Annotated in this window: 10 protein-coding genes; 7 read left to right on the top strand and 3 right to left on the bottom strand. The window is 59.2% G+C overall.

The features are described 5' to 3' along the window. Positions 1 to 51 precede the first annotated feature (51 nt). A complete protein-coding gene (locus ACTJGZ_RS00120; RefSeq protein ID WP_441660928.1) occupies positions 52 to 1,749 on the bottom strand; it encodes an alpha-keto acid decarboxylase family protein in 1,698 nt (565 codons plus the stop codon). A gap of 400 nt (positions 1,750 to 2,149) precedes the next feature. On the opposite strand from ACTJGZ_RS00120, the gene ACTJGZ_RS00115 reads away from it, so the two are divergent. After that, positions 2,150 to 3,175, top strand: a complete 1,026-nt coding sequence (locus ACTJGZ_RS00115; RefSeq protein WP_441660927.1) for a TRAP transporter substrate-binding protein — start codon at positions 2,150 to 2,152, stop codon at positions 3,173 to 3,175. A 95-nt stretch (positions 3,176 to 3,270) separates the two neighbouring features. Here the strand turns inward: ACTJGZ_RS00115 and ACTJGZ_RS00110 are convergent, their stop codons facing one another. Further along, a complete protein-coding gene (locus ACTJGZ_RS00110; RefSeq protein ID WP_441660926.1) occupies positions 3,271 to 4,818 on the bottom strand; it encodes a purple acid phosphatase family protein in 1,548 nt (515 codons plus the stop codon). Positions 4,819 to 5,123: 305 nt separating this feature from the next. Further along, complete coding sequence (locus ACTJGZ_RS00105) at positions 5,124 to 6,290, bottom strand: SGNH/GDSL hydrolase family protein (RefSeq protein ID WP_441660925.1); 1,167 nt, start codon at positions 6,288 to 6,290, stop codon at positions 5,124 to 5,126. A gap of 365 nt (positions 6,291 to 6,655) precedes the next feature. Here ACTJGZ_RS00105 and brnQ point away from each other — a divergent pair, with 365 nt between their 5' ends. The 6 genes from brnQ to ACTJGZ_RS00075 all read left to right on the top strand — a co-directional run bounded on the left by brnQ (position 6,656) and on the right by ACTJGZ_RS00075 (position 12,215). Continuing rightward, a complete protein-coding gene (brnQ, locus tag ACTJGZ_RS00100; RefSeq protein WP_441660924.1) occupies positions 6,656 to 7,963 on the top strand; it encodes a branched-chain amino acid transport system II carrier protein in 1,308 nt (435 codons plus the stop codon). Positions 7,964 to 8,359: 396 nt separating this feature from the next. Then, positions 8,360 to 9,727: an amino acid permease gene (locus ACTJGZ_RS00095; RefSeq protein WP_441660923.1), complete on the top strand. Its 1,368-nt coding sequence runs from the start codon at positions 8,360 to 8,362 to the stop codon at positions 9,725 to 9,727. 86 nt (positions 9,728 to 9,813) lie between these two features. Further along, the gene (locus ACTJGZ_RS00090; protein ID WP_441660922.1) at positions 9,814 to 10,245 is read left to right on the top strand and encodes a hypothetical protein; all 432 of its coding nucleotides are present in this window, start codon (positions 9,814 to 9,816) and stop codon (positions 10,243 to 10,245) included. 49 nt (positions 10,246 to 10,294) lie between these two features. Beyond that, positions 10,295 to 10,813 carry a fimbrial protein gene (locus tag ACTJGZ_RS00085; protein WP_441660921.1) on the top strand — a complete coding sequence of 173 codons (519 nt, stop codon included), beginning with the start codon at positions 10,295 to 10,297 and terminating at the stop codon, positions 10,811 to 10,813. Between the two features lie 109 nt (positions 10,814 to 10,922). Further along, a complete protein-coding gene (locus ACTJGZ_RS00080) occupies positions 10,923 to 11,432 on the top strand; it encodes a fimbrial protein (RefSeq protein ID WP_441660920.1) in 510 nt (169 codons plus the stop codon). 39 nt (positions 11,433 to 11,471) lie between these two features. After that, positions 11,472 to 12,215: a fimbrial biogenesis chaperone gene (locus ACTJGZ_RS00075; protein ID WP_441660919.1), complete on the top strand. Its 744-nt coding sequence runs from the start codon at positions 11,472 to 11,474 to the stop codon at positions 12,213 to 12,215. Positions 12,216 to 12,219 lie beyond the last annotated feature (4 nt).

Genomic DNA, 12,219 nt, shown 5'->3' with positions numbered 1-12,219 from the left:
GGCTGGGGCTGAAGAAACATCATCGGACAGGGCGTCAAAACGCCCGGACAATCATGCGGGGACGGTTGTTTGCGGCAGGCGTTGCGGGCCCAGCGGGCCGTAATCGAACTCGGCCGTGGCAGGGCCGAATTTCTTCAGCCCTTCAGGGGCATCGAAGGGGTCCAGGTGCAGTTCAACAAACACCAGGCGGCCTGGCGTGCTTTCCGCGCGTTGCAGCACCTGTTCCAGTTCCGTTTCCGTGCGTGCCGAAAGCGTCAGGTATTTATCCTGGCCGGCAAACACCCCGGGCAGCGCCTGGTAGTCCCAATTGGCGACATCGTTATAGGCGTCGCGCATGCCCAGAATGAAACGCTCGATGGTGTAGCCGCGGTTGTTCACCAGGAAGATGATGGGCGTTTGTTCGTAGCGCAGCAGGGTGGAGAGTTCCTGCGCGGTCAGCTGGAATGAACCGTCGCCAATGAACAGCAGATGCCGCCGTGCCGGCGCGGCCAGGCAGGTGCCCAGCATGGCGGGCAGGGTATGGCCGATGGCTCCCCAGATGCTGGCATTGATATAGCTGACTTGCTCAGGCAGGGCCTGCGGCATCAAACCAATATTCGACGTGCCGGCTTCGGCAACCACCACATCGCCCGCACGAACAAAACGCGCAATGCGCGGCCACAGGCGGGCCTGGCTCAAAGGCGCATCCGTGGCCGGGCTGGTGGCCGCGAGACGCGGCGCCTGGCCTTCCGGGACGGCGGCGGGGGAATTGAGCAGCGCAGTCTTCAGCGCGGCCAGCAAATCATGCGGTTCGACGGCGTAATAGGCGGTGCCGTCGATTTCCACGGAATGGCCGAATAGACGGATGCCGCCCTTGGCGGGCAAACGGGCCGTGAACAGCCCGGAGTTGCCTTCGATGAAGCGCGGCGAGACATACAGCAGGCAATCCGAGTTTTCAATCAGTGCACGCGTGGCGGGGGCCGAGTTGCGGCCGCCATAAAGGCCGCGCGAGAGCGGATGCGTTTCCGGCAGCACGGCTTTGCCGCTGCCCAGGGCGGCATACGGTGTGCCGGTTGCGGCGGCGAAGTCCAGCAGGGCGTCGGCGTATCCATAGCGCTCGGCATCCATGTCAACCAGGATGGCGGGTTGCTGGGCCTCGTTCCAGATCGTCAGAATGTGGCGGACAGCTTCTTGCAGACGGGCGGCATCATTTTTCGCGCGCGGTTGCAGCGGCGCGGCCGGCGCCTCGATGGTGACATGGGAAACATCGGACGGCAGCTGCAGGTAAACCGGCTTTTTCTCCAGCAGGCAGGCAGTCAGGACGCGGTCGATTTCAATCACCGCATTTTCCGGCGTCAGGCGTGCCTGGGCCACGGTGAATTGCTGCAGGCAGATCATGACATCGTCGTAATTGCCTTCGGCCAGCGTGTGGTGCAGCGGCAGGTTGCGGCGCATCGCGTGCAGCGGCGGTGCCCCCGTAATGCAAACCATCGGGACATGTTCAGTGGCTGCGCCGGCAATCCCGCAGATGGCGCTCAAGTCGCCCACGCCGTAGGTGGTCAGCAGCGCCGAGACGCCGCGCAGGCGGGCATAGCCATCCGCGGCATAGGCCGCGTTGAGTTCATTGCAGCAGCCGACAAATTCCACGCTGCCGTCGTTTTGCAGCTGATCAAGGAATTGCAGGTTGTAGTCGCCGGGAACACCGAACATATGTTCGATGCCGAGTTCCCGGAGGCGGCGAATAAGGAAGTCTCCGACGGTGATTTGCATGGATAGTCCTTGTTGTTCTGAATTGGCCCTTCAAGGGGCGGCGGGCTGTCCAGGCGCTTGTCTCCTGGTATGCGCAGATTATAAGCATCAAATCAGACTGCTGTGCAATAATCCGTCTTATAAATTGGTTGCATTGCGGCATAACTGCGTATTTGTGGTTGTGCTTGCAGTAATGGTGTGAGGCTGGCGAGCGTTTGCGATGGGGCGGGGAGGCCCGGCGCAATCCTTCGGAAAGACGGAAGAACCGCGGCGCCACGGAAGCACGGATGCGATTTGTCCCTCGTCCGGGTGCCTATATCACTAGTAACTTATTATCAACAGCGTTATGCTGCGGCGCACACTTTTGTTTGGAACAGTGGAACAGCGCGTCGTAGCGGACCACTATCTGGAGACAGCAGTCATGAAACTACTCAGCAAGGCAGCCGGTGTTTGCGCGGTGACATTTATTGCCGCCGCACCGGTACAGGCGCAGGATGTCACCCTGAAAATCGCCCACTTTCTGCCTTCGAACTCGAATGCTCAGGTCAATGTCATTGAGCCTTGGTGCGAGCAGCTGGGGGCGGAGTCGAACGGCCGCATCAAGTGCCAGATTTATCCGTCCTTGCAATTGGGCGGTACCGCGGCCACTTTGCCGGACCAGGCGCGTAATGGCGTGGCCGATATCGTCTGGATGGGGCCTGGCTTTTCCACGGGCAAGTTCCCGCGTACGGAAGTGCTGGAGCTGCCCTTTGTCCTGCCCACTGGCAATGAGGCCAGCAACAAGCTGATCTGGCAGTTCTATAAAGACCACCTCAAGGATGAATACAAGGCCTATGAAGTGCTGGCCATGTTTACCGGCGGCGGCATGGATCTGCACATGCGCAATCAGCCGGTGCGAAAATTGGAAGACCTCAAGGGCATGAAGGTCCGCGCGTCGCATCGTGTTGGCGCCAATATTCTGGAAGCCTGGGGCGCCGCGCCGGTCAGCATGCCGCCGGCGCAAATGACCGAAGCCATTTCCAAGGGAGTGGTGGATGGGGCGCTGGCATCGTGGGAAGTCGTGCCTTCGACCAAACTGGATGAAGTCACGCAATATCACAGCGCCATTGCGGAAGGGGATCCCGCCATCAGCCACACCATTCTGGCGATGCTGATGAACAAACGCAAATACGATCAGATGCCGGCCGATCTGCGTGAAATCCTGGATCGCAACAGCGGCGATGCGCTGGTCACGCGCTTTGGCGTTGCCTGGGACAAGTTCACGCGTGACGCCAAGGCAGCGTCGGCCCCTGGCAGTCTGATCGACATTGCGCCGGAAGACTACGCGGCCCTGCAGCAGGCTGCAGCAGGGGTGTCGCAGGATTGGGTCAAGGATGCGTCGCGCCGTGGCATCAATGCGGCAGAATTGCTGGAAGCGGCACAGAAACTCACGGCACCGGCCCAATAACATAGGGCAAGAACCGGAGCCTGTGCCATGCCGCCAGGCACTGGTTGCGGCGGCCTCGTCCGGTAGGACGGGCCAGCCGCTGGCCAGGCGGGGTGTCAATCGTCGTGTTCCAGGCCTTCTTCATGCAGGTCGTGGTCGCGATTGCGCTGGATCGTATGCAGCAGCATGGCATGCAAGTCGATTTCCATGTCTTCCAGGCGCCTGGCTTTGCGCAAGGGCAAGGCCAAAGGGCTGGCCAGGGCGGCGCCCGCCACGGGCGCGGCACGGGCTGGGCTGGCCGCAGGCACACGGGCATTGATCTCGAAACTGTCTATCAGCTGGTCGGCGCCGGGCTCGAATAGCTCGCCCGCGCTATCGCTGACGGCATAGCTTAGTGCGCGCAAGGTGCGGCCTTCGACTTCCAGCACGGTATAGCCATGGCAAACGCGCGAAACGGCTGCCCAGGCAGCGGGTTTGTCTATCAATGAATACAGCGATTTGCCGCCGCCTCCTTGCGTGACCTGGATATATCCTCCTTGCGCCTGCTTGCCGCGCATCATGGGATGCGAGCGCTCATAGAGGTGGTCGTGACCGGCCAGCACCAGGTCAACCTCATAGCGCAACAGCATCTTCTCTTCCAGCGCCACCAGCGAAAAATTGGCGGGACTGCGGCCTTCGGTGTTCGTCCACAGCGGGTAGTGCTGCACCAGGACGATAAAGTCGATTTCGCCGTTCTGGCGGCGCTGGTAGGCATCAGCCAGATCCTTTTCCATGAAGTCGAGTTCTTCCATCAGCTCTTTGGAGGTGGAGATATCGCGCAGCAGGGAACCGCCAGTGCTGAACAGGAAGTGCACGCGGTGCACATCCCAGGTGAAATAGGTGCCTTCACCGGGCTGGCTTACCCGGCTGCGGTAGCCTTGGCCGCGCCCGTCCTTGGCTTCATGGTTGCCGGGGCAGGACATCATCGGGATGGTGGAGGTATAGGGCGCCAGCATGTCGAAATAGCGGTCCCATACTGGCTGATCGCCGTTGGCATAGGAAAGGTCGCCCGCGATGACAAAGAAGTCAGGCTGCTGGGCCTGCACGCTTTCCATGACACGGACACTGGAATCGCGCACGGCTTGGTCGCCGAAGTGGCAAAACCGGAATTTTTGCGTGGGGAAGGGGGGCAGCGTCTGCACCGGGCTCCAGCCGCCAGCGGAGGAACCGACGCGATAACGGACTCCTTGCTTGGGGTCCAGACTGCTGATGGTGGCGGCGTGCGTCAGCGCATCGACGCCGTAAGTTTGATGGCTCAGGCCGCTGGCGCGGAAGGGGAAGGGCGCGGTGGCCCGCTGGCATTCGTCCATGCCGGCATCCAGCGGGCCATATTCCACCAGGCTGCCCGGGTCGCGGCTGCCATCAGTAAACCAGGTCATGGTGCGGGTGGTGAATAAATCATCCGTCCAGCTGACATGCAGGCCGCGGGGCTGTTGCGGCCCGATCTGGGGGGAGGGCAGAACACAGGGTTCCGGGCCCGTGCCGGGGTCAGGCGTCGGTTCGCCGGTGTCTGGCGGAACGCCCGAATCGCTGTCGCTGCCGCCGCCACAGGCGGGAAGGGTGGCTGAAGCCAAGCCCAGCATCGCTGCCTTGACCAGCTTGCGGCGGGAAAAATGTGTCGTCATGTCATGCTCCTGGTGGAAAAGAGCGCACTGTAGGCTGCGGTTTTTTCCGTGGCATGACGTGATATTTTTGTTAAGTATTACTTGATGTATTCTTTGAAAGAATTATTTTTTTGGAGTTAATGCCATGTTTTATATGGAATTTATATCTGCATGAAGAGCTTGCCCTGGTATTTTGGATCTTGAGAAATACTGCATTGAAATGACGATCTGCGCACTCCCTGTCCGGCAGGCAGCCGGACAGGGAGTGCCGCGCCTGGCCCGGGCGGCGATTGAGGCCGGGCCAGCATCAATGCGCCGGGCCTGATTCAGTACCAGCCTTTGGCGCGTATGACATCGGCGGCGGCCTGTGCCATGACTCTATGCCCCAGCGGAGAGGGGTGGAAGCCATCGGCGAAGGCGTAGCTTTGCCACCAGCCGCTGCCCTGCGAAGCCGGCGCGTGCGCATCAAGATAGCGGTCGGTGCATTGCGCGATGTCATAGTCAGGTATCAGCGCCGCAGGGTCCACGGCCGGGCAGATGGCATGGCGGGTATCGGTGAAACCGAAATCGGCACCGGCTTCAGCCCACCTGCCTAACTGGCCGAAGGCATCAATAATCACGACCTCATCGGTGTGTTCGAATGCCATGGCCAGTTCCTGGTTGAAAGCGCGCACCCAGGTTTGAAACAGCGTTTGCATCTGCTGGGCCAGAGCGGGGCTGCCGCCAGGCATCGCCGCGAGCCATTGCAGCATGGGTTGAAAGCGCGGTGTCAGCGTGATATCCGGAATATTCAGGATGGCGATGCGCGGCGCGCCGGCATCCAGCAACTCTTGCCGGATGGCATGGGAAAACTGTTGGGCCAGCGCTTGCATATAGGCTTGTGCGGCATGTTCCGCGCCTTGAGGGCCGGATTGCAGCCATGCCTGAACCGCCGAACTGCCCAGCACCGGCGTCAGAAAGGCGGCATAGGCGCTTGGGTCAGGCGTGCCTGTGCCCTGGGCGCTGAGCAGCAGGGCGAGATAGGCTTCGATCAGGTCGGCAGCGTCATTGCCGCCGCCATCGAGCAGCAGCAACTGTCCGGCGTCAAAACCTTCAGAGCCGGTAATGGCGCGGGCCTGTTGCATCTGCGTCAGAATATGGAAAGGAGAGGCGGGCAGCGAGGCATGAATGCGGCTGCCAGCCACCGCATAATTGGTGCAGCCGCTGATTTGATTGAAGGTCGTCGGACTGCTTAACAGATAGTAGCTGCAGGCCGCAGGCGCTTGCGTCTGGCTGCGGATGATATCGGTCCAGAGCGGGTAGGGCTCGCCCTGGGCGGCTTGGACCGTATATCGGATACCAGTGGCGCCGATATCAGACAAACTGTCGCCGATGACGGTGACGCTGTTGATGGCAACGGGTGTGGCGGGTGCGTCATCCTTGTCGCTGCCGCCGCATGCGCTCAGTACCAGGGCGCTGCATGTCGAGAGTATGAGTGTGGTCAGACTACGCATCTGGAATTCCCCTTTGATGTGTTGTGGTGGTCATCGCTCTGTCCAGGGACAAGAGCCGATTGAACGCTGAACCTCGGGCACAGGGAATCACCGGAACAAGGGGTTTCTTGCCGGGGTGGCCGGCCGGGCAGAGGGGGGCGCTGTGCTACATTTGCAACCCTCGCCCGCCGCGCAGTACCTCATTCTCCCTTCCCGCTTCCTGTCATGACGGCGATCCGTGCCATGATCGCGCCAGCCGTTCCGGTTGACCTGTGTCCTGGTGCCGGAAAGCTTGCCAGGCGCGGGAGCCGGGGGTATCCGCCGTGCTGCCGCCGTTCTGGCGATGACTTCTGACAAGCCGCATTGCACGCGGTCTCATATCCAAGATGGCATCATTGAAATCCCAGGATATCCTGGCTCTAAGCTTCATGACTTTTGCCCTGTTTGTCGGGGCAGGCAACATCATTTTTCCGCCCATTATTGGCCTGCAGGCCGGGCCGCATGTCTGGACGGCCGCATTGGGTTTTCTGATCACCGCCGTCGGTTTGCCGGTCATAACTATCGTGGCGCTGGCGCGCGTAGGCGGCCCTATGGATGCCCTGAGCGGGCCGATAGGGCGCACGGCAGGCGGCATACTGGCCGCAGCCTGCTATTTGCTGGTTGGCCCCTTGTTTGCCACACCCAGAACGGCAACGGCGTCTTTTGAAGCCGGCATCGCGCCATTGGCTGGCGACACGCCGTTAACGCTATTTATCTATACGCTGCTGTATTTCATGGTGGTGCTGCTTGTATCGCTGTATCCCGGCAGATTGCTCGATACGGTGGGTCGTTTCCTGGCACCCCTGAAAATTCTGGCGCTGGGTGTGTTGGGCGTGGCTGCTTTTCTGTTGCCGCAGGGCATGGCGGGGGAAGCGAGTCCGGTTTACCAGGCGGCGCCGTTTGCTCAAGGCTTCATCAAGGGCTATCTCACCATGGATACGCTGGGCGCCCTTGTGTTCGGCATCGTGATTGTCAATGCCATCCGTTCCAAAGGCGTCGATTCGCCCCGGCTGATTACCCGTTACGCCATTATTGCCGGGCTGTCCGCCGGCCTGGGGCTGGCCTTGGTCTATATGAGCCTGTTCCGCCTGGGGGCGAGCAGCCATGAAATTGCCGGGTCTGCGAGTAATGGCGCGGCGGTGCTGCATGCGTATGTGCAGACGGTATTTGGCGATGTGGGCAGCGCTTTCTTTGCCATTCTCATGTTCCTGGCCTGCCTGGTGACAGCAGTGGGGCTGACTTGCGCTTGCGCCGACTATTTCAGCGGGATCTTGCCGATCTCTTACCGGCGCCTGGTTTTCCTGCTCACGGGTTTTGGCTTGCTGGTCTCCAACCTGGGCCTGACGAAACTCATCCAATTGTCGGAACCAGTACTGGCGGCGATCTATCCCCCCTGCATCGTCATGGTGGCGCTCAGTTTCTGCTGGAAGTACTGGCATGCGCCGGGGCGGGTGGTGGCGCCTGCCATGGCGGTGGCACTGGTATTTGGCGCCATTCATGCGCTGGATGGCATGGGGATGGGGCATTGGCAGCCAGATTGGCTGGCTGTCTTGCCGCTGGCTGCGCAGGGCTTGGCCTGGCTGCTGCCCGTGCTGATGGTGGTCTTATTGGCGAGCGTGCTGGACGCGTGGCGGGGGCCGATTATCCGGGCGTAAATGCGGCGCCGTGATTCGTTAAAAAAACAGAGGGGTCTGTGGAAACAGACCCCTCTGTTTTTTTTCGCTTATCTGGTAATTGCGGTGACAGGAACGGGCAATTCCTGATTGACGTATTTGTTCATTGCCTTGGATTTTTCAATATAGATTAAAAGCTAGCCAAAAATAGACATTGTTCGATCTGCTGATATCCCATATTCGGGTGAGTCGATGTAGGCTTTCATGGATGTTTGAAGGAAATTATTGAGTTTCTCTTGATGCGGCATTTTTTATCTATTCAGCCGCATAGGCTTTTCACAAAATTGCAATGTGTGATGGCTGGAGGGATTCGTCTGTTATGTCATTATTGTGAAATGAAATTCTGAAACTTTACGATACAAATAAAGGGCCTGAAGAATGGAGTCTTTTAATTCGATCATCAAGAGAGAATCGGGTTTACCCCAGGGGATTTCTCGTCAGGCCTGGTTCTGGATGGCGGTTGGGGGGGGAATCAGTGGCGGCCTGATTCAAGGCGGGCAATTGGTGCGCTTTATGGCGGGGCCCTGGCTCTGGCTGTGTTATGCGCTGGCTGCCGGGTTCATGGTGCTGCTGGCATTGGAACTGCGCGCGGTGATCCGGCTGGGGGCGCCAGTCAGTGGATTCGCTGCCTACATCGAGGCCAGGCTGGGCAGCTATGCCGGCTATGCCGCCAGGGTGACCTATTGCTGCGCCTTCATTCTTATCGTTGGCAGCGAAATCGGTGTATTGGGCAGCTACCTGTCGCAGGTCTGGGGCGGGCCGGTCAGCGTATCCATGGGGGTGTTGTTTTTTGGACTGGTATGGATACAGGCGAGCGGCATCCGTATTTTTTCTCGGCTGGCGCTATTTTTCTCTTATTTCAAGCTGTTGATATTTATAGGTTTTGTTGTTGTTGCCTGCTATGTGGCCTGGGTGATCCAGCCCTATCAACAGCCGCCGGAACTCTCTTGGCCTACAGAGGATTGGAGCTTGGCTGCATTGGGTTCCGTGTTGCTGATGGCCTTGTTCAGCTTTCAGGGGGTAGAGATGCTGTCGCTGAGTGCCGCCCAGGCGCAGGAGCCGCCAGCGACGCGGGCCGCACGGCTTTTTCGCGGCGGGCTCAGCATGATAGTGATTTATATGCTGGTGCTGCTGGCGTCGGTCTGGCTGGTGCCATGGCAGGTCTCCACGACGCAGCCTTCGCCGCTAGTCGTGCTGATGACAATGGCACAAGTGCCTTATATGAAAGAGATTTTTTATTTTGTGGTGGTGCTATTCGGGGCCGGTGTTCTGAATGCGCAGCTCTATGTGGCCGCCCGTCTGCTGTTCAGCCTGTCACGCGCAGGGCACTTGCCCCCCGCGCTGGCCGCGCTGGACGCGCGGGGAACGCCAGTGCGCGCGGTCGCGCTGGCGACACTGCTGGTCGCCTTGGTCGCGGGGCTGGTCTGGCTGTGGCCGCTGCGCATGGGCGCAGTGATCCTGGGGGTGGCAGGAAACGGCGTATTGCTGTGCTGGCTGCTGTTGTTTGCGGCACGCGCATTGCCGCAAACCTGGCATGAAGAAGGTTATTGGGCAGGTGCCAGGGCATGTCTGGGCGTGCTGATATTAATGCCAGCATTACTTTTAATGCCTTTCAGTGATCTGCATGACGCCACTTCATATTTTGGGTGGTTATTTCAGGTCATTATTTGTTTCATTTATTTGGCGGGATCTTTTTATGTTTCCCGGAAATTAAGGTTTGGCAGGTATAAAAATTCATTGATCTAGAAGTTTTCTGATGGTTGAAGGGAACTGTGCTGCTTAATATGGCCGTGCCTGTCCAATTACGGCGGGTAGCAGAGGCGGGAACGCCGATGCATGAAGTGGATGATCACAGTCGGAGATCAAAGATGCGAGTTAGCCATTTGTGGGAAGACAGTGCAAACAAAATCGTTTGCAATGAATTGCGGCGCCAGAATCTCATTTCCTTTCAGGATTGGGTGCATGACTCGCGTTATTGCATCGAAAGGATGCCTGCTTCTGTTTATCAGGGCTATCGCGTCTGGGCCATTCCGTGTCAGCGTTTGATGCGCCGTTATCCAGCTTTTGCACGCGGTATTGCAATTCCGGCTGGCTGGTACATCGAAGACGTCAAGTTTGCGCTTGGCGTCAGGCAGTCACGGCACTGGCGCGGCAGGCTCCTGCGGTACGGCCTTTTCGTTCCTGGCAGTTGGCTGCTGGGGCGGGGGCAGTACTTGTTGGGACGCCTGGCTGGCGTCAGCCGGCCCGCGGTCGAAGGTTCGTGATCACGTCACTGCTCCTTGTCGTCAACTATTTTTCCTTAAAGGAAATGACATGAAAAAGTCCGTTCTGAGCGCTCTGCTGGCCGTTGGCCTGGCTTCCGCTGCTGGTACCGCCATGGCTGATGGCGGTGAAATTTTCTTCAAGGGCAATATCACCACGTCGCCTTGCTCCATCGGGGGTAACTCCGCCAGCATCAACGTGCCGCTGGGTGATATCTCCAACAACATCTTCAGCGCTGTCGGCGTGAAGTCGCCGGTGCGCAACTTCGACATCGTGCTGTCGGGTTGCGACACCTCGACCCTGGACACGGCCACCTTCTTGTTCGAGTCCGTCAACGGTTCGGGCGTGCTGCTGCCGCTGGACAACACCTCGACGGCTGATGGCGTCGCCATCGGTCTGCGCCCCGTAGGCGGCCAGCCGGTCGAGTTCGGTAATACGACGGGTATCGCCTTCCAACTGCATGACGGTGATAACCGTCTGCAGTTCGAGGCTTACTACGAGTCCACCGCTGCGGCGGTGACGGCTGGTACCGCGAACTCCTCCGCCACCTACACGGTGACCTACTCGTAATCGGGTTGGGGCAAGACCTGTTACTGGCAGGTCTTGCCCCTTTTTTTGGACTGGCCGGGCGGTCATATGTCACTGGGAGGGCAGAGTGTCTATTGCCATCAGATATGCAGTGCCTATCGTGTGTGGCATGGCGCTGTTTGGTGCCGTGCCGGAAAAAGTGCATGCCCAGATCAATCAGACTGTGATCACGATTACCGGGTCCGTTTTGGGGCCGACTTGCGTGCTGTCCAGTGTGAGTCAGGAAATCCTGCTGCCGGATGTCGGGACGAGTTCCTTTACGCATGTCGGGCAAAGCGTGGCAACCGGAAAAACGGCTCAGATCGTTCTGACGAATTGCGCGGTCTCTACCGCCAGCCGGGTGACTGTGTCTTTTACCGGGCCGTATGTTGCCGGGTCGCCTACGCATTTGACGACGTCGGTGACGGGTTTGTCGCTGGTGCTGACGTCCACCTTGCCGGGGGTAACCGGGGACGTTGCCATGAACGGCAGCGCGAATAATTACAACCTGCAAGGGGCAACGACGACTTTGCCTTTCTCGATTCGCTATGTCGTGGATAGTTTGCCGATAACGACCGGAACGTTGACAGCCAGAGCCACGTTTACCGTGAGTTATTCCTGAGTTCCGTATTGAAGAGACCGTATTTAGGAGCAGATCACCATGCGCAAGTTTGTGTATGTAGTTGCCGTTGCAGGGGCCGCAATGCTGTTGGCAGCGCAGGGCGCCCAGGCCGCCGTGCAGCTTTCCAATACCCGGGTGGTGATGAAGGAACAGGATAAGCACGCTTCGATTTATGCAACAAACCGGACGGACTACCCCTATGTCATGCAGACCTGGATGGAAGGCCCGGACGGCGGGATGGACACGCCGTTTTTCGTGACGCCGCCCTTGAGCCGCATGGACGGGCAGGCCGAGCGTGGCCTGAGTATTACCAAGGTTGGCGAGGGTTTGCCCCCGGACCGTGAATCCTATTTCTGGCTGAATGTTCTGGAAGTGCCGCAAAAAGCCAGTGGTGAGGACAACACCCTGAGCATTGCAACGCGCACCCGCATCAAGTTTTTCTACCGTCCGACAGCGATTCAGGACGGGTTGCGCGGGCCGCAACAATTGCTGTGGGATCTGGAACGCAATGGGGCGGCGGGTTGCGCGCTGTCGATCCAGAATACATCGCCTTATATCGTGAACTTCTCGACGATAGAAGTCAGCGGCGAAGGCGAGGAATTTGGTCGTGGCGCCATGGCCATGCCGTTTGCCACCTTGCAGTTGCCATTGAGCGTGTGCCCGGCGAGTAACGCTGCGCTCAGCATCGTTCCCAAAGTCATCAATGATTACGGCGCCGTGATTGATTGGCCTAACCCGGCGGTCGGGGCCAGTAGCAGAACGGCGGATAGCGCCGCCCACTAATTAG

Source organism: Kerstersia sp. (assembly GCF_052103615.1).
Lineage (GTDB): Bacteria > Pseudomonadota > Gammaproteobacteria > Burkholderiales > Burkholderiaceae_B > Kerstersia.
This window is presented reverse-complemented; position numbering and strand designations above follow the sequence as displayed.